This is a genomic window from Pusillimonas sp. MFBS29 (assembly GCF_020687695.1).
Taxonomy (GTDB): domain Bacteria; phylum Pseudomonadota; class Gammaproteobacteria; order Burkholderiales; family Burkholderiaceae_B; genus Pusillimonas_C.
The window spans coordinates 109,332-135,208 of record NZ_JAJEWL010000009.1 but is presented as its reverse complement, the minus strand read 5'-3'; the positions used below and the strand labels follow the sequence as shown (position 1 = coordinate 135,208).

The following is a 25,877-nucleotide window of genomic DNA, read 5'->3' as shown; positions in this document are numbered from 1 at the left end:
CCCACTCCTTCCCATCCCGAACAGGACAGTGAAACGCCTTCGCGCCGATGATAGTGGACGTACGTCTGTGAAAGTAGGTCATCGTCAGGCTCTTATTGAAAGAAAAACCCCCACACAAAACCGTGTGGGGGTTTTTTGTTTTGCGCGCCACTCTAGTAAACTAGTACTTCTGTTTAATTCAACACAGTTCATTTGTGGCTGTTATCGGAGCTTATCAATGACTCAGGCGTATCCGCCGGAAGAAGGCAACAACCTGTCCATGCGTAACGTCACGCATCTTATCTATGGCCTGTTTGCATTGGGCCTGCTCAGCGCGGGCTTTTTTGGTATTGCAACGGTCGCCGCCATTGTGCTGGCCTACGTCAAGCGTGGCGACGCCGCCGGTACGGTGTATGCCAATCACTTTGACTGGGTCATCAAGACCTTCTGGTGGGGGTTGCTGTGGGTGATACTCAGCGGGCTCGCAACATTTATCTTTATCGGCTGGCTCACCGGGCTGATTGCGCTGGTCTGGATCGTTTATCGCATTATCAAAGGCTGGCTGGCGCTGTTTTCAGGCCAGTCTCCAGTCGCCGAATATTGATTCGGTCCGGGCTCTGGCGCAATGCCAGGCCGCCGGCATAAAACAAAAAACGCTGCTCCATATTTGGGCAGCGTTTTTTGCAAACCAATTCATTTACCTTTACTGCTACTGCCCGCAGGCAGCCGAGCTTCAGTTCAAGGCGGGAGTGTCTGGCAGCCAGACACGATAGCGAATCAGATTATTTCAGATGGCCGCTGACGAGCTTGGTCAGTTCGAACATCGAGACTTGTTCTTTGCCGAACAAGGGGCGTAGTTTGTCGTCGGCGTTGATGTTGCGCCGGTTGGCGGGGTCCTGCAGGTCGTGTTTCTTGATGTAGTCCCAGATTTTCTTGGTGACTTCGGTACGTGGGACTGCCTCGGGACCGATGATGGCAGCTAAGGTAGCGCTAGGGGTAAGTGGCTTCATGAACGCCGCATTAGGCTTACGGGCGGGTTTCTCGGTTGTTGCCATAGAATAGGGCTCCTAACTGATGGTTGAAAAGTACGATTCTACTGCAGGATAACTTGAGTCTCTCCGAAAGACAAAGCAATTTGTGCAAGAAGTTTTCATGCACGCCGTGTGCTAATGTTACGTTTTAGCCTGCCAGCGCCATTTTTATCGCCAGGAGTGTTCGTCCGATGTATGCCAGGAAAGCGTTTGATGCCATCAGTCTATTTCACGACGAACTGACCGCACTACGACGCGACATACACGCGCATCCTGAGCTTGGCTTCAACGAGAACCGTACGTCCGACCTGGTGGCCCGTTCACTCGTGGCACTTGGATACGAGGTGCATCGCGGCATCGGCAAGACTGGCGTTGTCGGCGTACTGGAAGGCCGACGCAACACCAGCGGGCGTAGCATAGGGCTGCGGGCCGATATGGATGCCTTGCCCATACTGGAGCAAACTGAAGCGGCGCATGCCTCTGTCAATAGCGGTGTCATGCATGCATGCGGGCATGACGGACACACCGCTGTATTGCTCGGTGCCGCCCGCTATCTTGCCGAAACCCGAAACTTCGACGGCAAGCTTGTACTGATTTTTCAGCCTGCCGAAGAAGGCATGGGTGGCGCCCAGGCCATGCTTGATGATGGGCTGTTCGATCGTTTCCCTTGCGATGCAATATACGCCTTGCATAACTGGCCGGGTTTGCCGGCAGGCACCATAGGGGTGAATCCCGGCCCCGCCATGGCCGCAGCAGATCATTTCGAGATTCACATCGAAGGCAGGGGCGGACACGGTGCACATGCCTACCAGACCAATGATCCGATCGTGATCGCTGCGCATCTGATTACAGCCTTGCAGACCATCGTGTCCAGAAATGTGGCGGCCACCGATGCTGCTGTGATTACGGTTGCCTCAGTCAGCGCCGGCAGTTTGCCGGCCATGAACGTCATTCCGCGCGATGCCCGCATGACGGGCACGGTCCGTACGTTCAGCCCCGTCGTGCAGGCAAAGGTCGAACGGCGCATGCAGGAAGTGGTTCAGGGCGTTGCGGCAACCTTTCAGGCAAAGATCGAGCTGAAATATCACCATCTGTTTCCCGCCACCATCAATACGCCCGAGCACGCCAGGCTGGTGGTCGACGTTGCAACCGAACTGTTCGGCGCAGAGCAGGTGGTATCAAACCTTGTGCCCTCGATGGGCTCTGAGGATTTTTCAGTTGTGCTGCTGCAGCGACCCGGCGCCTATTTCCGTCTTGGTCAGGGCGGGGCCGAGGCGGGCCATGTATTGCATAGCGCCACTTTTGATTTCAATGATGCGGTGATTCCTGTTGGCAGTGCCGTGTTCTGCCGCCTGGTAGAACGCAGTATGCCGCTTGATCACGCCAAGTAACCTTTAACAAGACTTTCCCCATGCAAGCAGCAACTGAAAACCTGAGTATCATCCGTCCCGACGACTGGCATCTGCACCTGCGCGATGGCGAAGTGCTTGCTTCCGTCGTAGGGCATACGGCACAGCAATTTGCGCGTGCCATCATCATGCCGAATTTGCGTCCACCGGTCGTGACGACCGCGCTAGCGCTGGCTTATCGTGAGCGCATCATGGCCGCGCTGGATAAGGCCGGGGTCGAGCCGGGCCGCTTTACGCCGCTGATGACCTTGTACCTTACCGACAATACCAGCGCCGACGAAGTCGTGCGTGCAAGCGAGTCTGGCATGGTGCACGGGATCAAGCTTTATCCCGCCGGCGCAACAACCAATTCCGATGCCGGCGTGACAGATTTACTTGGCCGCTGCGCAAAGGCGCTGGCCGCCATGCAGCGCGTCGGTATGCCCTTGCTGGTGCACGGAGAGGTAACCGACCCCGCAATCGATCTTTTTGACCGCGAAGCGGTATTTATCGAACGAGTCATGCTGCCGCTGCGCAATGCTTATCCCGAGCTGAAAGTAGTCTTCGAGCATCTGACCACGCAGGATGGCGTGCAGTATGTGCAGCAGGCAGAAGGTCCTGTGGCGGCCACCATTACTGCGCATCATCTTTTGTATAACCGCAATGCCCTGTTCCAGGGCGGAGTACGCCCGCATTGGTATTGCCTGCCAGTGCTCAAGCGTGAAAAGCACAGGCTGGCCTTGCTCGAGGCGGCCACCGGTGGTTCAGGGCGTTTCTTCCTGGGTACCGACAGTGCGCCGCACTCCAAAGGCCTGAAGGAAAACGCCTGTGGCTGCGCCGGCTGCTACACGGCGCTGCACGCTATGGAGCTCTATGCCAGTGCCTTCGATTCGGTTGGCAAGCTGGATCAGCTCGAAGCCTTTGCCAGCCTGAACGGACCGGCATTCTACGGCCTGCCGGTCAACCAGGACAGGCTGGTGTTGCAGCGCACCGACTATGTCATTCCCCAGGAATTGCCGCTGGCCGATTCCACGGTCGTGCCGCTGGCGGCAGGGGAGTCGCTGGGCTGGAAGGTTATCGCCTAGCGGTGAAGGAAATATGGACCGGGCAGTTGTCCAGACGGATGTTTCTACCGCCCGCGCTTCTAGCTGTCGTTTTTCTTTTCTTCCAGCGCTTCCCAGCGGGCGAACAGTGCATCCAGCTTTTCTTCCAGAGCGTGCAGCTGTTCGTTGATGACATTGACCTCTTCGGGCGCGTCGCGGTACAGGCTGCCGTCGGCCAGGCGGCCGGCCAGCGCAGCCTGTTCGGCCTCGAGCTCTGCGATGGCGTTGGGTATGCCCTCGAGCTCAGTCAGCTCCCATGATGTGATACGCGACTTGCGGGACGGCTTGGGCCGTTCGACGGGTGGCTCTTTCTTCTTGGCCTTTTCTTCGCCCGCTTCGGGCTGTTCGGGGCGTTGCGCCAGCCATTCGTCGTAGCCACCCACGTATTCCTGCCAATGGCCGTTGCCCTCTGCGGCGATGGTCTGGGTGACCACGTTGTTCAGGAATTCCCTGTCGTGACTGACCAGCAGCACGGTGCCGGGGTAGTTCTGTAGCAGTTCCTCGAGCAACTCGAGTGTTTCGATATCCAGGTCGTTGGTGGGCTCGTCCAGCACCAGCACGTTGGTAGGGCGGGCGAACATACGTGCAAGCACCAGGCGTGCGCGTTCGCCGCCAGACAGGGTTTGTACCGGAGAGTGCGCGCGTGCGGGCGAAAACAGGAAGTCTTCCAGGTAGCTCATGACATGCTTGCGCTGATCTCCGATCTCTACCCATTCACTGCCCGGATTGATGGTGTCGACCAAGGTGGCGTTCTCGTCGAGTTGCGAGCGCATCTGGTCGAAATAACCAACGGTCAGGTTCACGCCCAGGCGCACAGTGCCACTGCTTGGTTTCAGCTCGCCCAGTATCACTTTAAGCAAGGTCGTCTTGCCGGCGCCGTTTGGCCCGATCAGGCCGATGCGGTCTTTGCGCAATATCGTGGTCGACAGGTCCTGGATGATGATTTTGTCGCCGTAACTGTGCGTGACGTGCTTGAGTTCGGCCACCAGTTTGCCTGAGCGTTGCCCTTCAGCAACCGCAAGGTTCACGTTGCCCTGGCGCTCACGGCGTGAGGCACGCTCCCGGCGCAACTGCTCAAGCCGGCGTACGCGTCCTTCGTTGCGGGTACGCCGTGCTTCCACGCCCTGGCGTATCCAGGCTTCTTCCTGGGCCAGTACTTTGTCGAACTTGGCGTTTTGCTGTTTTTCGGCTTCGAGCCACTCCATTTTGCGCTGCTGCCACTGCGAGAAATTGCCGGGAAAGCTGTACAGCTTGCCGCGGTCAAGTTCAACGATGCGCGTTGCCACGGCATCAAGAAAGCGACGGTCGTGGGTGATGATGACCACGCTGCACGCGGCGTTCAGCAGCAGGTTCTCGAGCCAGGCAATGCCGGTAAAATCCAGATGGTTGGTGGGTTCATCAAGCAACAGCAGATCAGGCTCATCGGCCAGCGCCCTGGCCAGTGCCACACGCTTGCGGGTGCCGCCGGACAGGCCCTGGACCTGGTCGTCAGGGTTGAGCCCCAGCTTTTCAATCAATGCCTGCACACGCGAAGGGCGCGACCAGTCTTCATTTTCCGTGCTGTCGGGGCACAAGGTCTGGAACACGGTCAGTGTGTCGTCCAGATCGGGCTCCTGCTCGACGGTTGCGGTTTTCAGGCCGCCCAGACGCATGAGCTCTCCATCGTCAAGGACGCTGCGGCCGTCCAGAATCTTCAGCAGAGACGATTTGCCTGCTCCGTTGCGGCCGATCAGGCCTATGCGTTCGCCGGGCTGTATCGAAAAGTCGGTCTGGTCGAGCAGTGGATGGTGCCCATAAGCAAGCTGTGCATTGCTCAGGGTGATCAGCGTGGTGGCGGCCATAGAAAAATTAATACCTGTAAAGCGCAAGTGGCGAAACCTCTATTGTCGCAGGTTACAATGCCCCGGTGAGGCAGGTCGGGCAGTCGCGGTACTTTCGGGTATCGAGGAAGGTCCGGACTCCATAGAGCAGGGTAGCGGCTAACAGCCGCCCGGTCAGTCTGTGTACCTGGTACATGGCCTGGCCGAGGAACAGGGCCACAGAGACGAGTCTGCCACGTGGGCATGCGTTGCATGCACTGACACGGCCATCTCCGTGTTGCGCAGCCTTCGGGCTGCAGCGTGGCAGGGTGAAACGCGGTAACCTCTATCCGGAGCAACATCAAATAGGCATGCGCAGGCTCAGGCCAGAAGGGCGGCTCGCCCCAGCATGCGGGTAGATGGCTAGAGTGGTGCAGTAATGTCCCACCCAGAGGAATGATTGCCAGCCGGGCTTGCCCGGCGTACAGAATCCGGCCTACAGATCTGCCTCACACTTCTTTCGTGCGCCCCATTCGGCCGCTTCCGGCCCGACATGTCAACAAATGCAAATAAAACGTCGCCGCGGCTCCTTATCTTCTGATAAAGGACTTGCAGTTGCTTCTGCAATTTCTTGATTTATCTACATATTTTTTTCTTCAAATAAGATAAAAAGTGCGCTAAGTGCTTGTTGTAATTGAAAAAATTGCAACCAGGCGCTTGACCTTATGCATTCCTTCCCGTAGAGTGGGGAAAAGTAGGTTTTAGTGCAAAAAAGTGGGGAAAAATTAGTGTTCCAGGGTTGCAGTGCTCTCACGCTAGACGCCAAGGGTCGGATGTCCATTCCGACCCGGCATCGTGACGCGCTCGTTTCGCAGGTCGAGGGGCGTCTGACCCTGACTCGCCACCCTGATGGCTGTTTGCTGGTTTATCCCCGTTCGGTCTGGGAAAAAAAGCGCGAGCAGATCGCAGCTTTCCCGATGCAGGCTCGTCCATTGCAGCGTCTTTTGCTGGGTAACGCACTTGATGTCGATATGGATGGCTCTGGCCGGATTCTGGTCTCGCCCGAACTGCGTGCTGCAGCGGGCCTGACACGCGAAGTCATGTTGCTGGGAATGGGTAGTCATTTCGAGTTGTGGGATAGCGCCGAGTGGGCGCGTCGTGAAGCCGAAGATCTGGCGAAAGGCATGCCCGAGGTTCTGGAAACCTTTTCATTCTGAACACGACTATGGAGTTTTCGCATCGATCCGTGCTGCTGGAGCCTACGGTTAACGCCCTCGTTGATCCTGGTTTTAGTGCCAAAGGTAAACGCAAAGCAGCGCAGCATGATGCGCCGGCAGCGGCTACCGGCGTGTTCGTTGACGGAACGTTTGGTCGTGGCGGGCACAGCCGCTTGTTGCTGACGCGTCTGGCGCCTGATGCCAGGCTGGTTGTTTTTGACAAGGATCCTGAAGCCATCGCGGTCGCCCAAGCCTTGCAGCAAGAGGACGAAAGAGTAGTTGTGGTGCACAGCGGTTTTGCCGATATGCCGGCGCAGCTCGAGCGGCTGGGCATTACCGGGGTAAATGGTGTGATGCTGGATCTGGGCATTTCATCGCCGCAGATAGACGATGCCGGCAGGGGTTTCTCATTTATGCGTGAAGGCCCGCTGGATATGCGCATGGATACAAGCAGTGGTCTGACCGCTGCGCAATGGTTGGCGCAGGCCGACATTGATGAATTAAAGGAGGTCATAGCTAAATATGGCGAAGAACGGTTTGCTTTCCAGATTGCAAAGGCGCTTATTGCTCGCCGCGAATCCAGGCCGCTGCGCACAACGCTCGACCTCGCCGAGCTCGTCGCCAGTGTCGTCCGTACGCGCGAAAAGGGTCAACACCCGGCCACCCGCACCTTTCAGGCTATACGGATTCACATCAATCAAGAACTCCAGGAGCTCGCGCTCGCCCTCGCGGCAGTGCTGAGAGTGCTGGTACCAGGTGGGCGTCTGGCTGTGATCAGTTTCCATTCTCTTGAAGATCGCATGGTCAAGCAATGCATCTCGGCGGCATCACGTCCCGCCGAGATGCATGCCCGCCTGCCCATACTCGAGAAGGATATGCCGCAACCCATCCTGAATTCGTTAGGCCGCATCTTGCCGAGCGAAGAAGAGTCCCGGGATAACGTGCGGGCAAGGTCGGCGGTACTGCGGGTCGCCGAGCGTACTTCAACACCATTGCCTCCTGATCAGGGGGCTTCGTTTGTTACGGCCATGAACCTGGTAGCGGGCTCCTCGCAGGGGGCTGCCCGCGGCTCTGCCAGAAAGGGGCGCAGGTAAATGGGCCGCCTGATTATCTTTTGCGCGGTATTGCTGATGGTCTCGGCGCTGTCTCTGGTGACAGCGCGTTTTCAATCACGTCAGCTGTTTGTGCAGGCGGATCGCCTGGAAGACAAAGCCAGGGATCTCGATACCGAGTGGCGTCGCCTGCAGCTGGAGCGTGCTGAGCTGGCCCGCAATGCCCGTATCGATGGTCTGGCGCGTAAAGATCTGAAAATGGCGTCTACCTCGCCCGACATGACGATATACCTGAAGGGTGCCGCGAACAATTCCGGCCAGCCGGCGACCAGCGAGGCAAGGCCATGAAGCGCGTAAGATTCTTCGACAGCCCCGTTCTCAATGTGCAGATGCCCATGTGGCGTTCGCGCCTGGTGCTGATCCTGCTGATGCTCGGGTTTATTGCGCTTGCGGTCAAGGCATTGCATTTGCAGGGCTTGTCCACCGAATTCCTGCAGCAGCAGGGCGAGCGCCGTTATGAGCGCAACCTGGTGCTGCCCGCCACGCGCGGCAAGATCTTTGATCGCAGCGGTACAGTGGTCATGGCGTCCAGTGTTCCGGTGCGTGCGATCTGGGCTATTCCGGAAGATACGCGCAAGGCTACCTCCGAGCAGCTCAAGCAGCTGGGCGTCTTGCTCGACATGCCCGTCAAGGATATCAAGGGGCGGCTGGTCGATGAAGACAAGAATTTTGTCTATATCAAGCGCCAGGTCGCTGTGGATACCGCGGATCAGATAAAGGCGTTGAAGGTACCGGGCTTTCATCAGCAGGTCGAGATGCGTCGGTTTTATCCTGAAGGCGAGGTCGCCGCGCATGTAATCGGGTTTACCAATATCGAAGACAAAGGTATTGAAGGGGTGGAGCTCGCCTTTAACGAGGAGCTTTCCGGCCGGCCTGGTTCACGTCGTGTGATCAAGGACCGCCTGGGTCGTGTCATTGAAGATGTGCAGGCAATCGTGCCGCCGGTCGATGGCCAGGACCTGATGCTCTCGATCGACAGCGGCCTGCAGTTTGATTTGTACACGGCACTCCAGAAGGCGCTGGAAGAACATAATGCCAAGGCGGGTGCGGGCGTCGTCATCGATACGCACACCGGTGAAATTCTGGCGCTGGTCAATCTGCCCACTTACGATCCGAATGATCGTGATGATAGAAAAGGCGCTGCATTGCGTAATCGCGCGCTGACCGATACCTTTGAGCCGGGCTCTATCATGAAGCCGTTTACCGTGGCGCTCGCGCTGGATATCAATCGTGTCACAACCTCAACCTTGTTCGATACGGGCAATGGCCGCTATCGCTATCAGGGGTCGACCATTTCCGACGTCAGCCGCAACGGCGTTCTGAATGTGGCAGGCATACTGCGCCGTTCCAGCAATATTGGCATGACTATGCTTTCGGAGCAGCTCACCTCCCAGGAAATGTGGAATAACTTCACGAGGCTGGGTTTCGGGCGCGCACCGCAGGCGAATTTCCCCGGCGTGGCATCGGGACGCCTGCGCCCCTGGGAACGCTGGCGCCCCATCGAGCGCGCAACCATGGCCTACGGCTATGGTATGTCGGTATCCCTGCTGCAGATGGCGCATGCCTATACCACCTTTGCGCGCAATGGCGACATGGTGTCGCTGACGCTGCTAAAGCGTTCTGGCAAACCGACCAGCGTGCAGGTTTACACACCCAAAGTGGCTGGTCAGGTTCGCGCCATGCTTGAAGCGGCGGCGGGGCCTGACGGCGCCAAGCTTGCCCAGGTTCAGGGCTACCGGGTGGCTGGCAAGAGCGGTACGGCAAGAAAGATTGTCAACGGAAAATACAGTACTTCACTTTATCGTAGTTCCTTTGTTGGTTTTGCCCCTGTGTCTGACCCCCGTATCGTGGTGGCCGTGACCATTGATGAGCCACATTCGAATGGTTATTACGGTGGCCGCGTGGCGGCGCCGGTGTTCGCCAATGTGGTGGCAAGCAGCTTGCGCCGCCTGGGTGTACAGCCGGATGCGCCAATAGAATCGCTGGTGGCCGCCCGCGTCAATGGGGAGGGCCAGCAATGAACGCAAAAGACATTATCTCCTGGCTGGGCCAGCACGTCGCGCCTAAGGCCAACCTGTGTCTGGATTCGCGCCAGTTGAGCGCGAACGACGTATTCTTTGCGTGCAAAGGTCACGCCGGCGACGGTCGTGACTATATCTCGCAGGCGATACAGGCGGGAGCGGCGGCTATCGTGATGCATGCAGGCGATCAGCAAACGGCCGCAGACTCGATCGGAGTGCCGGTGCTCGCGGTTGAGAATCTGTCCGGGGTTTTGGGTCAGGTTGCCGATCTTTGGTATGGCCAGCCTTCAGGAAAGTTGTCCATAATCGCCGTGACCGGAACCAATGGCAAGACCAGCTGCGTGCAGTGGCTGGCAGCGGCATTGAATGGTGAAGGCACACCCTGCGCCACCTTGGGTACGCTGGGTGCAACGCTGCCCGACGGCAGCAATCTGGGCGGTGTGCTCACAACGCCCGACGTGCTGACCATGCATCGCAGCCTGGCAGCGATGCTCGAGGCGGGCGCGCAGGTTGTGGCGCTGGAGGCTTCGTCCATAGGGCTGGAGCAGGGCAGGCTCGATCATGTGCGTATCGATATCGCCGCCTTTACCAACCTGACGCACGATCATCTGGATTACCACGGCACCCTTGAAAATTACCGGCGTGCCAAGTTTGCCTTGTTCAACTGGCCGGGCTTGAGCAGTGCCGTGGTCAATATCGACGATCCGGCCGGCCGGCAGCTGGCGAACCAACTGCCGGCGGCGACCACGCTGGCGTATTCGGTGTCGGGTAATGAGCAGGCTGCGATTCAGGCCCAGGATATTCATGCGGGCCGTTATGGTCTGGTATTCAATTTGGTGACCCGCAAGGGCGCGGCACAATTGCTGACGCGCTTGGTGGGCGAGCATAACGTTGCCAATTTGCTGCTGGTGTCCGGCGTGCTGCAGCAACTGGGATGGGACTTGTCACGTATTGCCCGCGTCCTGGCTACGCTGCGCTCTGTTGAAGGCCGGCTGCAGGTGATCGAGCCGCTGGGGCTGGAAGCTGCTTCGCATGCCCAGGCCATGGTGATTGTAGATTACGCACATACGCCCGATGCCCTTGAGCGTGCCTTGATTGCTCTGGGCGATGTTGCCAAGGCCAGGGGCGGCAAACTGATTTGCGTCTTTGGCTGCGGTGGCAGCCGCGATCGCAGCAAACGCCCCATCATGGGACGCATTGCCTTTGATCTGGCCGACGAAGTCGTACTAACCAACGACAATCCGCGCCTTGAAGAGCCACAAGACATCATTGCGCAGATCGTGTCCGGCATGCCACAGGCTCCTCGCATCGAACCCGATCGTGCCCTGGCTATTCTGTCGTCCATCTGGTCCGCCGATACTCGCGATGTTGTTCTGCTTGCGGGCAAGGGGCACGAAACCTATCAGGAAATTCTGGATCAACGCCAGCCCTTCGACGATCGTGAGTGGGCCAGGTTCGCTCTGTCCTGGCAACAGGGTATAAGCATTTCAACTGACTCGCGCAGCATCAGCCAGGGTCAGCTGTTTGTGGCTTTAAAGGGTGACGCCTTTGATGGTCACGCCTATCTGTCGGCAGTACAAGAGGCCGGCGCATGCGCCGCCGTTGTCGAACGCAAGGACGGCACCGTTGCTTTACCGCAGTTTGTGCTGGGTGATACCCGGCAGGCCCTGATCCGTATCAGCACGATGTGGCGCCGTCAGCACGAGCTGCCGGTGATTGCCGTAACGGGCAGCAACGGAAAAACCACGACCAAGGAAATGATTGCCGCCATCTTGCGCGAATGGCCGGGCGAAGACCTCAGCCTGGCGACCCGCGGCAATCTGAACAACGATATTGGTGTACCCCTGACGGTGATGCGTCTGGATCGCAGGCACTGCGCCGCCGTGTTCGAGCTGGGCATGAATCATCCCGGTGAAATCGCCCTGCTGGCGAATATCGCGCAGCCTACGGTCGCCCTCGTCAACAACGCCCAGCGTGAGCATCAGGAATTCATGCTGACGGTCGAAGCGGTCGCGCGGGAAAACGGTACGGTCATCGACATGCTGCCTGCAGATGGGGTAGCCGTGTTCCCCGGAGACGATGTGTATTCGGACTTGTGGAGCGAGCTGGCCGGTGATCGCAAGGTGTTGAAGTTCGGCTTCAACCCCGACCTGGATGTGTACGCCGACCAGATTCATGCCGAGCCCACACGCACGGTATGTCGGATACACACGCCCGATGGCAGTGCGATGCTGAACCTGGCAGCGCCAGGAGTGCACAACTTGCGCAATGCCCTGGCTGCCGCTGCGTGTGCGTTGGCAACCGGCGTACCGCTGGACCGCATCATACAGGGGCTGGAGTCGTTCAACCCTGTATCGGGGCGCATGCAGCCGCGTAGCCTGGCCGGTGGTTACCAGCTTATTGACGATACCTACAACGCCAATCCGGATTCTGTTCGCGCCGCCATCGATGTGCTCTCGGCGCTGGACGGCAAGCGTGTACTGGTGCTGGGTGACATGGGCGAGGTTGGTGTGAACGGCGATGCCATGCATGCCGAAGTCGGCGCTTATGCCAAGGAGCTTGGTATCGACGTTTTGCTGGCGTTTGGTCCGGCATGCGCCCATGCCGCCAATGCGTTCGGCGATGGTGCCCATGCTTTTCAGTCGATCGAGGCTTTGAACAGCTGCCTGCTGTCGCACGTGCCGGCTCACATCCTGGTGAAGGGCTCGCGCAGCACGCGCATGGAACGGGTTGTCCGGGCCCTGGAGCAAGAACTGATCAATCAGGAAGAAGGGGATCGCCATGCTACTTGAACTGGCGCGCTGGCTGTCCGAGTCACACATACGCGCTTTTGGCGTTATTGAATACATTACCTTCCGTGCCGTGCTGGCTTGTGGCACGGCGCTGCTGATTGGTCTGTGCGCCGGACCCTGGGTCATACGCCGGCTGACCGAGCTGAAGATTGGCCAGGCCGTCCGTACCTATGGCCCCGAGTCGCATCTGCAAAAAAATGGCACACCGACCATGGGCGGCGCACTCATCCTGATCTCGATCGGCGTCAGCACGTTGATGTGGGCCGACTGGACCAACCGTTTCGTCTGGGTGGTGCTGCTCGTGACCTTTGGCTTTGGCTGGATAGGCTGGGCCGACGACTATAAGAAAGTGGTCAACCGTGACCCCGAAGGCATGTCTTCGCGCCGCAAGTTCTTCTGGCAAGCCCTGATAGGCCTAGTGGCGTCCATCTACCTGACCTTTGCAGTGTCTGCGCCGGCCAATGCCGAGTTATGGCCACTGTTTCGTGACTGGGTGCTGAGCGGCTTCACCATGCCTTTACCTACCCGCGCCGACCTGATCGTGCCCTTCTTCAAGAGTGTCAGCTATCCCCTGGGAGTCTTTGGTTTTGCGGCACTGACGTGGCTGGTCATAGTCGGATCCAGCAATGCCGTGAACCTGACCGACGGGCTGGACGGGCTGGCCATCATGCCTACTGTCATGGTGGGCAGCGCGCTGGGGATATTCGCTTATGTGGTCGGACGCGTCGACTATTCCAAATATCTGCTGTTCCCGTATATACCTGGCGCCTCGGAACTGATGGTGTTGTGTGCGGCCATCGCCGGCGCAGGCCTGGCCTTTCTATGGTTCAACGCGTATCCCGCACAGGTGTTCATGGGTGATGTCGGCGCGCTGGCCCTGGGTGGCGCACTGGGCACGATAGCGGTGATTGTCCGGCAGGAAATCGTCCTGTTCATCATGGGCGGGGTCTTCGTGGTTGAAACCATGTCGGTGATGCTGCAGGTGGCCTGGTTCAAGTACACCAAAAAACGGTACGGCGAGGGGCGCCGAATATTCCGGATGGCGCCGCTGCATCACCATTTCGAGGTCACCGGGTGGAAAGAAACCCAGGTGGTCGTCAGGTTCTGGATCATCAGCATGATGCTGGTGCTTATTGGTTTGGCAACGTTGAAATTACGATGAATACCTTCTCTTTTCCCTCGGTGCGCCTCGATGGCCTGACCCTGATACTGGGTCTGGGCGAGACGGGTCTTGCTGCCGCACTATGGTGCGCGCAGCAGGGGGCACGCCTGCGCGTGCTTGATACGCGCAGCGAGCCGGGGGGATTGCAGGCATTGCAGCAGGCCTTGGGTGAAGACCAGGTCGAGTACTGTCTTGGCGCCCAGGCGTTGAACGAAAAAGCGCTGCAGGATGTATGCACCATCGTGCTCAGTCCCGGACTGTCACCGTTCCAGGCGCCGGTCAGCGAACTGCTGGCGCTGGCTGCCCAGCGCGATATTGAAGTTATCGGTGAAATCGAGCTGTTTGCCCGTGCGCTGGCCGATATGGCGCCGCAAGGTTATGAGCCCAAAGTTCTTGCCGTTACCGGTACTAACGGCAAGACCACAGTGACGGCCATGACACGTCAACTGGTACAAGCCAGTGGCCTTGCGGTCAAGGCTGCCGGCAACATCAGCCCGGCCGCCCTTGGCGCGCTGCGTGATGCGCTGGCAGCTAACGATCTGCCCGAGGTCTGGGTTCTGGAACTCTCGAGTTTTCAGCTGGAGTCCACACGGTCGTTGCGTCCTGATGCTGCCGTCGTGCTGAACGTCACTCAGGATCATCTGGACTGGCATGGCTCCATGCAGGCATATGCAGCGGCCAAGGCACGTCTGCTGAATATGTCCGCCATCACGATAGTGAACCGTGATGACCCTCAGGTAATGGCCATGGTCGACGGCATCAGCAAGCTTGCCGTGCGCAGTTTCGGTTCGGATGTTCCCGTCCTTCAGGGTGATCTGGGCCTGGAGCGCAGTCACGACATGACCTGGCTGGTCGCTGCCGAGGCAACGGATTTCGACATGCCGGCCGCCCCGACGCGGCGCAAGAAGTCAGCAGCTGAACCCGAACGTGCGGAAGGTCGTGTGTCACGGCTGATTCCAGCCGATGCACTGCGGGCCCGTGGCCAGCATAACGCCTTGAACGCGCTGGCTGCCCTGGCGTTGGCCCGTTGCCTGGATCTGGGCTGGGCGGCAATGCTGCACGCCTTGCGTGATTATGAAGGTGAGCCGCATCGCACCGAGTTCGTGCGTACGATCGCCGACGTCGATTTTATTAATGACAGCAAGGGAACCAATGTCGGTGCCACAGTGGCTGCGCTCGAAGGCATGGGTACGCGTGTGGTGCTGATAGCCGGTGGCATGGGCAAGGGACAAGACTTTGCTCCGCTGGCCGAGGCCGTGCGCGCGCACGCACGCGCCGTGGTCCTGATCGGTCAGGATGCCGCCACGATTGCACAGGCGCTCGCGGGCACCAATGTTCCGACCGAATTGGTCGACACCCTGGCGGTGGCGGTCAGCCGCAGCATGGAACTGGCACAGCCGGGTGATACCGTTCTGCTTTCGCCGGCATGCGCCAGCCTGGATATGTTCCGCAATTACGGTCATCGTGGCGCCTGTTTCGTTGATGAGGTGCAGGAATTGGCCCTGAGCCGGGGGGAGATCGCATGAGCCTGTTCGCCGATCTGACATCCAGCGTCAATGCCGTACGGCCCGGGCGCACCACCATGCCCAGCATTGATGTTCCCATGCTGGTGGCGGCCACGGCCCTGATGCTGTTCGGGCTGCTCATGGTGTATTCGGCCTCTATTGCGCTGGCCGACGGCCCCCGATACGAAAGCTACGGACGCTATTATTTTGTGATCCGCCATGGCTTGTTTGCCTTGATGGGTGTTCTGGCAGCGCTGTTCGCGGCCAGCATACCCATGAAGGTGTGGCGCAAGTTCGCCATACCGCTGTTTTTGTTCGCACTGCTGCTGCTTGTCGTAGTGTTGATTCCGGGTGTAGGGCGCGAGGTCAACGGCGCACGCCGCTGGCTGTCCCTGGGCCTGATCAATTTCCAGCCTTCCGAGCTGATGAAGGTTGCTGTGTTGTTGTATGCGGCTGATTACACCGTGCGCAAGCAGGAATACATGCAGAGCTTTATGCGTGGCTTTCTGCCAATGGCATTCGCACTTGCGCTGGTGGGCATTGTGCTGCTGCTGGAGCCCGACCTGGGTGCCTTCATGGTAATCGTGGCGATTGCGGTTGGCATTCTGTTCATCGGTGGCATCAACGGCAAGCTGTTCTCGATATTGCTAAGCATACTGGTAGGCAGCTTTCTACTGCTGATCTGGCTTTCGCCGTGGCGGCGCGAGCGCCTGTTTGTGTATCTGGATCCCTGGAATCCAGAAAATGCGTACGGCAGCGCGTATCAGCTGTCGCATTCCCTGATTGCCCTGGGGCGTGGCGAGTGGTTCGGCGTGGGCCTGGGTGCCAGCGTCGAGAAGCTGCACTATCTGCCTGAAGCGCACACTGACTTCATTGTCGCTGTTATAGGTGAAGAGCTCGGCTTTGTCGGAGTGGCCTGCCTGATCGGATTGTTTGTCTTCCTGATCTGGCGTGGCTTCGAAATTGGTCGGCAGGCCATTGCCATGGAGCGCATATTCAACGGGTTGGTCGCGCAAGGTGTGGCTTTGTGGTTCGGCGTGCAGTCATTCATCAATATCGGCGTGTGCATGGGGTTGCTGCCTACCAAAGGCCTGACCTTGCCCATGGTGAGTTATGGCGGCAGTGGCATTGTCATGAATTGCGTCGCGATGGCGCTGCTGTTCCGTGTCGATTACGAGAATCGCAACATGATGCGAGGCAAGCGGACATGAGTACACCGACTTTGCTGATTATGGCGGGCGGGACCGGCGGGCATATCATGCCGGGGCTGGCTGTTGCTCACGAAATGAAAGCGCGCGGCTGGCGGGTACTGTGGCTGGGGCACCCTGACCGCATGGAAGGGCGTCTGGTGCCTCCTCAGGGTATCGAGTTGTTGCCATTGCGATTCTCCGGCGTACGGGGCAAGGGTCTGATGACCTTGCTCAAGCTGCCGTTCACCCTGAGCCGGGCAGGCTGGCAAGCCTACCGTCTGCTTGGTAGTGTCCGCCCCGACGTGGTGCTGGGCATGGGCGGTTATGTTGCGTTTCCAGGCGGCGTAGCAGCGACCCTGCGGCGCATTCCCCTGGTCATTCACGAGCAGAACGCTGTTGCGGGTACAGCCAACCGCTGGCTGGCAAAGCTGGCCAGCAAAGTGCTGGTCGGCTTCCCGGGGGCCTTGCCGGGCGCGGTGATGGTGGGCAATCCTGTACGCAAGGCGCTTGTGCAGGTCGCACCAGCCGCCGAGCGCTACCAGGCCAGGCAAGGGCCTTTGCGCCTGCTGGTCGTGGGTGGCAGCCTGGGCGCTGCGGCGCTGAACAATATTGTGCCCAAGGCGCTGGGGCAGCTGGCCGCCGACGAACGACCTCTGGTGACGCATCAGTCGGGTGAAAAGCATCTGGCTACGCTGCGTGCGGAGTATGAGAAGAACGGCGTACACGCAGTGTGCCACGCCTTCATAGACGATATGGCGCATGCCCTGGCGGATGCCGACCTGGTGATATGCCGGGCAGGCGCCATGACCGTGGCAGAAGTGGCGGCAGTGGGCGTTGCCGCCTTGTTCGTGCCGCTGCCGCATGCCATAGATGATCACCAGACGGCCAACGCGCGTTACCTGAGCGAATGCCACGGCGCCTGGCTACAGAAACAATCCGGACTCACCGTTGAGTGGCTGGCGCAATGGTTGCGCAAGTCGACACGGACAGAGCTGGCTGCCATTGCTACGCATGCGCACGAGCATGCCAGCCTGAATGCGACCAGTCAGATTGCCGATGCGTGCACCCAAGCTGTCAGGAGGCAGGCATGAAGCACAGAATACAAAGCATACATTTCGTGGGCATAGGTGGTTCGGGCATGAGCGGCATTGCCGAGGTGCTGTTGAACCTGGGTTATTCGATCAGCGGCTCCGACATACAGGAAAGCAATGTGACCCGTCGCCTGGCTGACCTGGGGGCGCGTATCACCATCGGGCACGACGCCGCCAATGTGGCTGGTGTGGGCGCGATCGTGACCTCCACCGCCGTGTCTGCCGACAACCCCGAAGTGTTGGCAGCCCGGGCCGCACGCATACCAGTGGTGCCGCGTGCGCTGATGCTGGCCGAACTCATGCGTCTGAAGCGCGGTATTGCGGTCGCCGGGACTCATGGGAAAACCACAACCACCAGCCTGGTCGCCAGCGTGCTGGCCGCCGGAGATCTGGATCCGACCTTCGTTATCGGGGGGCGGCTCAATTCCGCAGGCGCCAATGCCCGTCTGGGTCAGGGCGAGTTCATTGTGGTCGAGGCCGATGAGTCGGACGCGTCCTTCCTGAACTTGCTGCCCGTCATGTGCATCATCACGAATATCGATGTTGATCATATGGATACCTATGGCCATGATGTGGCCAGGCTGAAAAGCGCATTCATCGAGTTCACGCAACGCCTGCCCTTTTATGGTTCGGCAGTACTTTGCAGCGACGATCCGAATGTGCGAGAGATCCTTCCCTTTGTCTCGCGCCCGGTCACGACCTACGGCATTGAATCGGGCGCACAGGTGCGCGCCGAGAATGTCAGGGCCGATGGAACCGTGATGCGGTTCGACGTGCAGCGCCAGGGCGCTACCGGGGCCTTGCCGCCCATGTCCGTCAGTCTGAATCTGCCCGGCCACCACAATGTGCTGAATGCGCTGGCTGCGATTGCCGTGGCGACCGAGCTGGGCGTTTCCGATGACGCGATTATCGAATCGCTGGCCTCGTTCAATGGTGTCGGAAGGCGATTCACGCAAGTGGGTGACTTTGAAGTTTCCGCCCGGCGTGGCGGGGGCAAATACACCGTCATAGACGATTACGGCCATCACCCGGTTGAAATGGCGGCCACTTTGGCGGCCGCGCGTGGTGCCTGGCCTGATCGCCGTATTGTGCTGGCCTTTCAGCCCCATCGCTACACCCGGACCCGCGATTGCTTTGAGGATTTTGTGCGGATATTGGGCCAGGCCGATGCCGTCCTGTTGACCGATGTCTATTCCGCCGGGGAGCCGCCGCTGATTGCTGCGGACGGCCGTGCCTTGTCGCGGGCCCTGAGAGTGGCCGGCAAGGTTGAACCCATTTTTGTTGAAGATGTCGCAGAGCTGCCCCAGGCCATCCGCGATTTTGCGCGCGATGGTGATGTCGTGGTGATCATGGGGGCGGGCTCGATCAGCCGTGTACCCGGGCAATTAGGAGAAGCAGCGTGAGTGGAAAATATGGCCGCGTAGGCGTGTTGTACGGAGGGCGGTCCGCAGAGCGGGAAGTGTCCCTGATGTCGGGCCAGGGGGTGCACGAAGCGCTGTGCAGCAAGGGCGTCGACGCGCACTTGTTCGATACCGGGCTGTACACACTGGTTGACCTGATAAATGCGGGCTTTGACAGGGTGTTCATTGCCCTGCACGGGCGCCATGGCGAAGACGGCACGCTGCAAGGCGCGCTGGAGCTGATGGGCTTGCCCTACACCGGCAGCGGCACCCTGGCCTCGTCCCTGGCCATGGACAAGATCATGACCAAGCAGGTCTGGCTGCAGCACCAGCTGCCGACGCCCCGCTATGCCGTGCTGACCGCCGACTCCGACCTTGAGGCCGTTGCCGCCGAACTGGGTTTGCCGCTGATCATCAAGCCGCCACATGAGGGTTCGACCTTGGGCGTCACCAAAGTTAACAAGCTTGAGGAGCTGCGCGAGGCTTATCAGCTGGCCGCCCGCTACGACGAGGAAGTGCTGGCAGAGCAGTTCATCGCCGGCCGCGAGCTGACCGTTGCCCTGCTGGGCAAAGGCAAATCGACACGTGCCTTGCCCATCATCGAGATCGTGGCGCCTGATGGCAATTACGACTACGACCACAAATACATATCGAACGATACCCAGTACATCTGCCCGGCACAGCTGGACGAGGCCCTGAGCGCTTCCATCCGCCGACTGGCCGAGCAGGCCTATGTCGTCGTAGGTTGCGAGGGTTGGGGCCGGGCTGATTTCATGCTGGATCAGGCGGGCCAACCCTGGTTGCTGGAAATAAATACCTCGCCCGGCATGACCAGCCATTCGCTGGTACCTATGGGCGCCAAAGCAGACGGCATGAGTTATGCCGAACTGTGTCTTGAAATTTTATCGACGGCCTGCTGCAAAGTGCAGACGCCGCCCGCTGTTTAGGAGCCTGCTGTGTTTTCAGATGCGCGCCTGACCAACTTCATTGCAAACACGCTGGCTTTGCTGGCCGTGTGTGCTTTGATTGCGGGCGCCGTCGTGTGGCTGGCGCAAAGGCCTTACTTTGCGATCTCCACGATTCAGATTGAGCCCTTGCAGTCCGAGGCCTTCAGCTATGTGACGGCTGCAGGGGTGCAGGCCAGCATTGCGGGGCGTGTATCAGGCAATTTCTTTTCGGTGAATCTTGATGACACCCGGCATTTGATAGAAACCGTGCCTTGGGTGCGCCATGCTCAGGTGCGCCGTGTATGGCCCAATGCCCTGAGCGTGAAGATAGAAGAGCAGCAGCCTCTGGCCCTGTGGAATGAAAACCAGATGATCAACACCTGGGGCGAATCGTTTACCGCCAACCAGGGCGAGCTGGCCGACGATGCCAGTCTGCCGCAGCTTAATGGACCTGACAGCTCGGAGCGGCTGGTGGTGCAGCGTTATGCCGAGCTGGCCCGTTGGTTTGCCCCTCTTAACCTGAGTGTGCACGAAGTAACGCTCAGCCCGCGCTATGCCTGGGAAGTGCAGCTGTCTGACGGCGTGCGCCTGAGTCTTGGGCGTGACCCGGCGGCCGATGTCGCGGACCCGCACGGACGCTCCGGCGCCTTGCCCTTTGCCGCCCGCATTGCGCGTTTCGTGCATGCCTGGCCCAAATTGAATGAACGGCTCGATGGACGTGCCATCAGCAGTGCAGATTTACGCTATCCCAACGGTTTTGCAATTACGTTGGCCCCTGTTTCCAGTATCTCTTCGAAGTAAATGACTATGACCCGTGACATCAAAGACCTGATCGTTGCACTCGATATCGGCACCAGCAAAGTGGTGGCGGTAGTGGCCGAGATATTGCCTGAAGGACGTTTTGAAGTGCTGGGCCTGGGCCAGCATGAATCCCAGGGCATGCGTAAAGGGGTGGTGGTCAATATCGAATCGACCGTCAACTCGATACAGCGTGCCCTGGAAGAAGCGGAACTGATGGCTGACTGCAAGATTCGCGAGGTTTATACCGGCATCGCAGGCAGTCATATCACCAGCTTTAACTCCAGCGGCATGGTGGCCGTCAAGGACAAGGAAGTGACGGCAACCGACGTCGCCCGGGTCATTGAGACCGCCAAGGCGGTCAATATACCGACCGACCAGCAGGTGCTGCATGTGCTGACACAGGAGTTCATTGTTGATTCGCAGGAAGACATCCGTGAGCCCATAGGGATGAGCGGACTGCGTCTGGAAGTACGGGTGCATATCGTGACCGGTGCGGTCAGCGCGGCCCAGAACATCGTCAAGTGTGTACGGCGCTGCGGGCTGGAAGTGCAGGATCTGATCCTGCAGCCGCTGGCATCCAGTCTGGCCTGCCTGACCTCCGACGAGAAGGAACTGGGTGTGGTGCTGGTTGATGTGGGTGGTGGCACAACCGATGTGGCCATATTCACGGGCGGAGCCATACGCCACACCGCCGTGGTGCCCATTGCCGGCGACCAGATCACCAGCGATATCGCCGCGATGCTCCGGACACCTACGCCGGACGCGGAAGAGATCAAGCTGCGCTTTGGCATTGCCAAGCAGGTTCTGGCCAGCGCCGACGAGCACATCGAAGTGCCCGGACTGGGTGACCGGCCCAACCGCCAGGTCAAGCGCCAGGCGCTGGGCGCTGTGATCGAGCCGCGCATTGAAGAACTGTTTACTTTTGTACAGCAGATCGTGCGCGAGTCGGGCTATGAGGACTTGCTGGCTTCGGGCGTTGTCCTGACCGGCGGTACTTCGCTGATGCCAGGCATCGTCGAGCTGGCAGAAGACGTATTTCTGAAACCGGTGCGTGTGGCAGTGCCTGCCTACGAAGGCAGTCTGGCCGATGTTATGCACAATCCGCGTTTCTCCACCGTAATGGGCTTGCTGGCCGAAGCCCGTTTGCAACGCGCCCGTGGTCGCAAGGTTGCCCAGCAAAAAGGCAGTGTCAAGACCTTGCTGGCGCGTATGAAGGAGTGGTTCATGAATTAGGGTCGACAGGCCCTGATGGGCGGGCGATATAAGCCCGCTCCTGGAGATGTTTCAAATCAGATGCGAGTTTTCGGGCTGGCGTTTCTTTTGAGGCTATTCCAAACAATAAGCTGTACTGGGGAATTTTTGTATTTATTGCTTTTCTGGAAATGTGAGGGAGTCAATCATGATGAATTTTGAAATGCTCGATACCAACTCGAATGGTACTGTCATTAAAGTAGTGGGCGTAGGCGGCGCTGGCGGCAATGCCGTGGCCCATATGATTCGTTCGGGTGTACATGGTGTGGATTTCATCTGCGCCAATACCGATGCACAAGCGCTGGCCACCAGCGAGGCACCGGTTCAAATCCGTCTGGGACGCACCGGTCTGGGTGCTGGTGCCAAGCCTGAGCAAGGCCGCGCTTCGGCTGAAACAGCTCGCGAAGAAATTCGTGCAGCCCTGAACGGCGCCAACATGGTGTTCATTACGGCTGGTATGGGTGGCGGCACCGGTACCGGCGCAGGTCCGGTGGTTGCGGAAGTAGCCAAGGAACTGGGCATTCTGACCGTAGGTGTGGTGACCAAGCCTTTTTCGTTCGAAGGCGGCAAGCGCATGAAAATGGCTGAAGAAGGTATTGCCGAGCTGTCGAAGCACGTGCATTCGCTGATCGTGGTTCTGAACGAAAACCTGTACGACCTGATGGACGACGATGCAACCCAGGACGACTGCTTCAAGGCGGCTGACGATGTGCTGCACAACGCCTGCGCAGGCATCGCCGAGATCATCAACGTTGAAGGTAATGTGAACGTTGACTTCGAAGACGTCAAAACCATTATGGGCGAGCAAGGCCAGGCCATGATGGGCACGTCGATCGCAGCGGGTGCTGATCGTGCCCGTGTTGCGGCCGAACGCGCCATTGCCTGCCCCTTGCTGGAAGGCGTTGACCTTAACGGTGCACGCGGCATGCTGGTCAATATCACCGCCAGCCGTACACTGAAAATGCGCGAAACCCGTGAAATCATGGATACCATCCGCAGCTACGCCTCCGACGATGCAACCATCGTCTTCGGTACCGCTTACGACGAGTCCATGGGCGAAAACCTGCGGGTTACCGTCGTGGCCACAGGCCTGGGCCGTCCTGCCGCATCGCGTCCTCAGTTGGTCTCCAGCTCTGCTGAAGAACTGCGCCGTACGGGTACCGACGATATGCCCCTGACCGGGCATGATTACGGTAACTCCGACGTTCCGGCCGTGATACGTAACCCGCGCAGCCAGGCTTCGGCCCAGGTTCGCGCTCTTGAAACTGCCGGCATGGACCACTTTGACATTCCGGCGTTTCTGCGCAAGCAGGCGGATTGATAGCCTGAAGCGTAAACAATTGTAAGTTTCGCCTCTCTCCATACCGGCCTGAGCAGGGCCGGTACTCCAGGGCGCATGGTTTCTTCCCCGGGAACCATGCGCCGTTGCGCTTGAAACAGGGTGTTTTGGCCGAAAATTTGCATGCAGTTCATGAAGTTAGTTGAAACAGAAGTATTTAGTGGTTAACCCGCAATTCGGGTTAAACTAGGCTTGATTCATGGCACTGGCGCTTTTAGCCCTGCCGCATACTGCCGAATAAAAATATGCTACGTCAACGCACTATCCAGAAAGTTATCAGTACCAAAGGGGTGGGCCTGCATTCAGGCCGACGGGTCGAGATCACCCTGCGTCCGGCCGCGCCCAATACCGGTATCGTATTTCATCGCGTTGACCTTCCCGAAGTAGTCGACCTTCCCGCGCAGGCGGACCAGGTAGGCAATACCCGCATGGCTTCTGTACTGCAGCAGGGCAACGTGCGCGTTTCTACAGTCGAACACCTGATGTCAGCCCTGGCTGGCCTGGGCATCGATAACCTGCACGTCGATCTCACGGCAGAAGAAGTCCCCATTATGGATGGCAGCGCCGGCACATTTGTATATTTGCTGCGTTCGGCCGGCCTTCAGGAACAGGCTGTGCCCAAGAAATTCCTGCGGGTGCTGAAAACCGTTGAAGTCAGCGAAGGCGAGGGCGATGACCTGAAGTGGGCTCGTCTGGAACCCTACGACGGCTTTGCCTTGTCGTTTGCCATCGATTTTCATCATCCTGCCATCGACTCGACGGCCAATTTTGCCGAAGTCGATTTCGCAACCGATTCCTATGTCAAGACGATTGCGCGTGCCCGCACTTTCGGCTTTGCCAGCGAAGTCGAGGCCCTGCGTGCTGCGGGGCTGGCCCGCGGTGGTAGTCTTGATAACGCCATCGTGATGGACGAATACCGCGTCCTGAACTCCGATGGGCTGCGCTACGACGACGAATTCGTCAAACACAAGATACTCGACGCCATCGGCGACCTTTACCTTATAGGAAAGCCGCTAGTGGCAAAATATGTGGCGTGCAAATCCGGGCACGGGCTGAATAATCAGCTGGCCCGGGCCTTGCTCGCCCAACAAGACGCCTGGGAACTCGTCACGTACGAGTCAGCCGCTGCGGCGCCCAAGGCGTTCGTGCAAGAGTGGAAGTTCGCTTAAGCACAATCTGGAACCTGCCCGACACCAGGCGCTAGCCCTGATGATGCCGCAGCAGCCGTTGCACGGCATCGGCCAGCGGCCCGGGGCGCAATTCGCTATGTAATGTTTCAAAGGCCTTCAGGGCCGTGCCGTCCAGAGGCACGACCTCCCGGCTTGGCGTTTTTGTCCGGGTTTTGGCCAGTCCGGCTTGAACCCGCACGCTGATTTGGGTAAGGTTCCAACCTTTGCTGTTCAACAACTGGATGATCCGGGGTGCTATTTGCCGAAGTTTTGCGGCATGTGCCGCGCCGGGAACTGCCAGTGTAATTTGCTGTCTGTCTATACGGGCCACCTTGCAAACTTCCGCCAGGGCAGGGGGTAAGGCCTGTTTTGCTGCCTGCTCCACGGCGATCAGTTCCCGTGCAGCGGCCAACACCTGCGAGCCGCGCTGGTCGTCGCTCAGCCAACTGACTGCCAGGACGGCAGCGGTGGCTTCTGATGATGGAGCTGAATGGCGTCTGGTCATACGTGGGTTTTATGGATATTAAACGTGGGAAATATGTTTATGCGGAATCGATCTGCCGATTCTACCGCTAAAGGATTCAAGGGCCTGGCTATTGGCTTGCTGGTTGCCTGCGCCATGGGTGCCTCGGCCGTAGCAGGGGCCTGGGTGCAATCGCAGCGTACCGTACAGCCCGTGCTGAGCAGTGACCAGGAACGCATCATTACCGAACAGGCCTTGCGTGACTCGGCCTATGTGCGCCAGAACGTGAATCTGCTGGCCGGCAAGGTTGGCGATTTGCAGGCCAAGCTTATTGCCATGGACGGCCTGAGCAAGCGCGTGGCCGAGGTTGCAGGCGTGTCTTATACCGACCCCGAGGTACAGGCCAGCATCGAGCAGACGAGCCTGGATCCTGTTATGGATGATATCACTACGGCGCATGGGGCTTCCTGGTCGGCCGAGGGACTGGGGCGTGAGCTCGACATCCTGACTCACCAGCTTTCCGAACAGAAAGACTGGTTCGCCATGCTGGACCTGGTCATGACCAAGCGTACAGGGGTCGAGGCCAGCCTGCCCACCCTGATGCCGGTCGACTATCCTTATCTCAGCTCCTCTTTCGGCTGGCGCCGTAATCCGGTGACGGGCCGCCATACCTTGCATGAAGGGCTGGATTTTGCCGCGCCCAAAGGTACGCCCATTCGCGCAGCATCGGGCGGCGTCGTCACGCAGGCCCGCTACGCCACGGGTTATGGCAAGCTGGTCGAAATCAACCATGGCAATGGATTGATCACGCGCTATGCCCATGCGTCATCCATCAATGTAAAGGTTGGTGATCTGGTCGAGAAAGGGCAGCTTATTGCGCGAGTCGGTTCTACGGGCCGGTCTACCGGCTCGCATCTGCACTTTGAGGTGCGCATGGCGGGACACCCGCTGGATCCTACCCTGTTTCTGGCCGACCAGCAGGCGCCCGAACACCTGGTAACTGATGCCTCGAAAGTCGCTCAAGCCGTCACTGCTAAGGTGCGTTAAACTGTATCGTTTTCCTGCGGATGTATCCGCCAACCCATACAGGCATGTAGGCTTGCGCCTTGCGTAGCAG

22 protein-coding genes and 1 other RNA gene are annotated in these 25,877 nt (G+C 59.0%); 20 read left to right on the top strand and 3 right to left on the bottom strand.

Features of this window, described 5'->3' with window-relative positions; translation table 11 throughout:
* The first annotated feature begins 217 nt into the window (after positions 1–217).
* Positions 218–583, top strand: coding sequence for a hypothetical protein (locus LKR43_RS14060; protein ID WP_227684814.1), 366 nt, complete (start codon positions 218–220; stop codon positions 581–583).
* Between the two features lie 178 nt (positions 584–761).
* On the opposite strand, the gene LKR43_RS14055 is transcribed toward LKR43_RS14060, so the two are convergent.
* On the bottom strand, positions 762–1,034 hold the full coding sequence (locus tag LKR43_RS14055; protein ID WP_073110102.1) for an SWIB/MDM2 domain-containing protein: 273 nt from the start codon (positions 1,032–1,034) through the stop codon (positions 762–764).
* Between the two features lie 167 nt (positions 1,035–1,201).
* Here LKR43_RS14055 and LKR43_RS14050 point away from each other — a divergent pair, with 167 nt between their 5' ends.
* Together LKR43_RS14050 and pyrC are read left to right on the top strand one after the other, a co-directional pair.
* Positions 1,202–2,401, top strand: coding sequence for a M20 aminoacylase family protein (locus LKR43_RS14050; RefSeq protein WP_227684813.1), 1,200 nt, complete (start codon positions 1,202–1,204; stop codon positions 2,399–2,401).
* Between the two features lie 20 nt (positions 2,402–2,421).
* Positions 2,422–3,483 (top strand): dihydroorotase, encoded by a 1,062-nt coding sequence (gene pyrC / locus LKR43_RS14045; RefSeq protein WP_227684805.1) that lies wholly within the window; start codon positions 2,422–2,424, stop codon positions 3,481–3,483.
* A 59-nt stretch (positions 3,484–3,542) separates the two neighbouring features.
* On the opposite strand, the gene LKR43_RS14040 is transcribed toward pyrC, so the two are convergent.
* Positions 3,543–5,342 carry an ATP-binding cassette domain-containing protein gene (locus LKR43_RS14040; RefSeq protein WP_227684804.1) on the bottom strand — a complete coding sequence of 600 codons (1,800 nt, stop codon included), beginning with the start codon at positions 5,340–5,342 and terminating at the stop codon, positions 3,543–3,545.
* A gap of 67 nt (positions 5,343–5,409) precedes the next feature.
* Between LKR43_RS14040 and rnpB the strand changes: the two genes are divergently transcribed.
* The 16 genes from rnpB to lpxC all read left to right on the top strand — a co-directional run bounded on the left by rnpB (position 5,410) and on the right by lpxC (position 24,297).
* Positions 5,410–5,815: RNase P RNA component class A (gene rnpB / locus LKR43_RS14035), an RNA gene on the top strand.
* Between the two features lie 273 nt (positions 5,816–6,088).
* Positions 6,089–6,517, top strand: coding sequence for a division/cell wall cluster transcriptional repressor MraZ (mraZ, locus tag LKR43_RS14030; protein ID WP_227684802.1), 429 nt, complete (start codon positions 6,089–6,091; stop codon positions 6,515–6,517).
* A gap of 8 nt (positions 6,518–6,525) precedes the next feature.
* On the top strand, positions 6,526–7,611 hold the full coding sequence (gene rsmH / locus LKR43_RS14025) for a 16S rRNA (cytosine(1402)-N(4))-methyltransferase RsmH (protein WP_227684800.1): 1,086 nt from the start codon (positions 6,526–6,528) through the stop codon (positions 7,609–7,611).
* The gene (ftsL, locus tag LKR43_RS14020) at positions 7,612–7,917 is read left to right on the top strand and encodes a cell division protein FtsL (protein ID WP_227684798.1); all 306 of its coding nucleotides are present in this window, start codon (positions 7,612–7,614) and stop codon (positions 7,915–7,917) included.
* Positions 7,914–9,650: a penicillin-binding protein 2 gene (locus tag LKR43_RS14015; RefSeq protein ID WP_227684792.1), complete on the top strand. Its 1,737-nt coding sequence runs from the start codon at positions 7,914–7,916 to the stop codon at positions 9,648–9,650. The genes ftsL and LKR43_RS14015 overlap by 4 nt, the downstream gene beginning before the upstream one ends.
* Positions 9,647–12,442 (top strand): bifunctional UDP-N-acetylmuramoyl-L-alanyl-D-glutamate--2,6-diaminopimelate ligase MurE/UDP-N-acetylmuramoyl-tripeptide--D-alanyl-D-alanine ligase MurF, encoded by a 2,796-nt coding sequence (gene murF / locus LKR43_RS14010; RefSeq protein ID WP_227684790.1) that lies wholly within the window; start codon positions 9,647–9,649, stop codon positions 12,440–12,442. The genes LKR43_RS14015 and murF overlap by 4 nt, the downstream gene beginning before the upstream one ends.
* The gene (gene mraY, locus LKR43_RS14005) at positions 12,432–13,604 is read left to right on the top strand and encodes a phospho-N-acetylmuramoyl-pentapeptide-transferase (RefSeq protein WP_227684788.1); all 1,173 of its coding nucleotides are present in this window, start codon (positions 12,432–12,434) and stop codon (positions 13,602–13,604) included. Before murF ends, mraY begins: the two co-directional genes overlap by 11 nt.
* On the top strand, positions 13,601–15,130 hold the full coding sequence (gene murD / locus LKR43_RS14000; RefSeq protein WP_227684786.1) for a UDP-N-acetylmuramoyl-L-alanine--D-glutamate ligase: 1,530 nt from the start codon (positions 13,601–13,603) through the stop codon (positions 15,128–15,130). Before mraY ends, murD begins: the two co-directional genes overlap by 4 nt.
* Positions 15,127–16,320, top strand: coding sequence for a putative lipid II flippase FtsW (gene ftsW, locus LKR43_RS13995; RefSeq protein WP_227684785.1), 1,194 nt, complete (start codon positions 15,127–15,129; stop codon positions 16,318–16,320). The genes murD and ftsW overlap by 4 nt, the downstream gene beginning before the upstream one ends.
* Positions 16,317–17,390, top strand: coding sequence for an undecaprenyldiphospho-muramoylpentapeptide beta-N-acetylglucosaminyltransferase (gene murG / locus LKR43_RS13990; RefSeq protein WP_227684783.1), 1,074 nt, complete (start codon positions 16,317–16,319; stop codon positions 17,388–17,390). The genes ftsW and murG overlap by 4 nt, the downstream gene beginning before the upstream one ends.
* Positions 17,387–18,793, top strand: a complete 1,407-nt coding sequence (gene murC, locus LKR43_RS13985) for a UDP-N-acetylmuramate--L-alanine ligase (protein ID WP_227684781.1) — start codon at positions 17,387–17,389, stop codon at positions 18,791–18,793. The genes murG and murC overlap by 4 nt, the downstream gene beginning before the upstream one ends.
* A complete protein-coding gene (locus LKR43_RS13980; RefSeq protein WP_227684779.1) occupies positions 18,790–19,737 on the top strand; it encodes a D-alanine--D-alanine ligase in 948 nt (315 codons plus the stop codon). The genes murC and LKR43_RS13980 overlap by 4 nt, the downstream gene beginning before the upstream one ends.
* 9 nt (positions 19,738–19,746) lie before the next feature.
* The gene (locus LKR43_RS13975) at positions 19,747–20,538 is read left to right on the top strand and encodes a cell division protein FtsQ/DivIB (protein ID WP_227684777.1); all 792 of its coding nucleotides are present in this window, start codon (positions 19,747–19,749) and stop codon (positions 20,536–20,538) included.
* Positions 20,539–20,544: 6 nt separating this feature from the next.
* Complete coding sequence (gene ftsA, locus LKR43_RS13970) at positions 20,545–21,771, top strand: cell division protein FtsA (RefSeq protein ID WP_227684823.1); 1,227 nt, start codon at positions 20,545–20,547, stop codon at positions 21,769–21,771.
* A 166-nt stretch (positions 21,772–21,937) separates the two neighbouring features.
* A complete protein-coding gene (gene ftsZ, locus LKR43_RS13965; RefSeq protein WP_227684775.1) occupies positions 21,938–23,110 on the top strand; it encodes a cell division protein FtsZ in 1,173 nt (390 codons plus the stop codon).
* A gap of 263 nt (positions 23,111–23,373) precedes the next feature.
* Complete coding sequence (gene lpxC / locus LKR43_RS13960; protein ID WP_227684773.1) at positions 23,374–24,297, top strand: UDP-3-O-acyl-N-acetylglucosamine deacetylase; 924 nt, start codon at positions 23,374–23,376, stop codon at positions 24,295–24,297.
* 31 nt (positions 24,298–24,328) lie between these two features.
* On the opposite strand, the gene LKR43_RS13955 is transcribed toward lpxC, so the two are convergent.
* Complete coding sequence (locus tag LKR43_RS13955; RefSeq protein ID WP_227684772.1) at positions 24,329–24,802, bottom strand: DciA family protein; 474 nt, start codon at positions 24,800–24,802, stop codon at positions 24,329–24,331.
* A 39-nt stretch (positions 24,803–24,841) separates the two neighbouring features.
* Between LKR43_RS13955 and LKR43_RS13950 the strand changes: the two genes are divergently transcribed.
* Entirely contained in the window at positions 24,842–25,807 is a 966-nt protein-coding gene (locus LKR43_RS13950; protein WP_227684770.1) for a M23 family metallopeptidase, read from the top strand.
* Positions 25,808–25,877 lie beyond the last annotated feature (70 nt).

Bases quoted from the DNA above. Each gene is read 5' to 3' on its own strand.
- LKR43_RS14060 (WP_227684814.1), top strand. From the start codon at position 218: ATGACTCAGGCGTATCCGCCGGAAGAAGGCAACAACCTGTCCATGCGT.
- LKR43_RS14055 (WP_073110102.1), bottom strand. From the start codon at position 1,034: ATGGCAACAACCGAGAAACCCGCCCGTAAGCCTAATGCGGCGTTCATG.
- LKR43_RS14050 (WP_227684813.1), top strand. From the start codon at position 1,202: ATGTATGCCAGGAAAGCGTTTGATGCCATCAGTCTATTTCACGACGAA.
- pyrC (WP_227684805.1), top strand. From the start codon at position 2,422: ATGCAAGCAGCAACTGAAAACCTGAGTATCATCCGTCCCGACGACTGG.
- LKR43_RS14040 (WP_227684804.1), bottom strand. From the start codon at position 5,342: ATGGCCGCCACCACGCTGATCACCCTGAGCAATGCACAGCTTGCTTAT.
- rsmH (WP_227684800.1), top strand. From the start codon at position 6,526: ATGGAGTTTTCGCATCGATCCGTGCTGCTGGAGCCTACGGTTAACGCC.
- ftsL (WP_227684798.1), top strand. From the start codon at position 7,612: ATGGGCCGCCTGATTATCTTTTGCGCGGTATTGCTGATGGTCTCGGCG.
- LKR43_RS14015 (WP_227684792.1), top strand. From the start codon at position 7,914: ATGAAGCGCGTAAGATTCTTCGACAGCCCCGTTCTCAATGTGCAGATG.
- murF (WP_227684790.1), top strand. From the start codon at position 9,647: ATGAACGCAAAAGACATTATCTCCTGGCTGGGCCAGCACGTCGCGCCT.
- mraY (WP_227684788.1), top strand. From the start codon at position 12,432: ATGCTACTTGAACTGGCGCGCTGGCTGTCCGAGTCACACATACGCGCT.
- murD (WP_227684786.1), top strand. From the start codon at position 13,601: ATGAATACCTTCTCTTTTCCCTCGGTGCGCCTCGATGGCCTGACCCTG.
- ftsW (WP_227684785.1), top strand. From the start codon at position 15,127: ATGAGCCTGTTCGCCGATCTGACATCCAGCGTCAATGCCGTACGGCCC.
- murG (WP_227684783.1), top strand. From the start codon at position 16,317: ATGAGTACACCGACTTTGCTGATTATGGCGGGCGGGACCGGCGGGCAT.
- murC (WP_227684781.1), top strand. From the start codon at position 17,387: ATGAAGCACAGAATACAAAGCATACATTTCGTGGGCATAGGTGGTTCG.
- ftsA (WP_227684823.1), top strand. From the start codon at position 20,545: ATGACCCGTGACATCAAAGACCTGATCGTTGCACTCGATATCGGCACC.
- ftsZ (WP_227684775.1), top strand. From the start codon at position 21,938: ATGATGAATTTTGAAATGCTCGATACCAACTCGAATGGTACTGTCATT.
- lpxC (WP_227684773.1), top strand. From the start codon at position 23,374: ATGCTACGTCAACGCACTATCCAGAAAGTTATCAGTACCAAAGGGGTG.
- LKR43_RS13955 (WP_227684772.1), bottom strand. From the start codon at position 24,802: ATGACCAGACGCCATTCAGCTCCATCATCAGAAGCCACCGCTGCCGTC.
- LKR43_RS13950 (WP_227684770.1), top strand. From the start codon at position 24,842: ATGCGGAATCGATCTGCCGATTCTACCGCTAAAGGATTCAAGGGCCTG.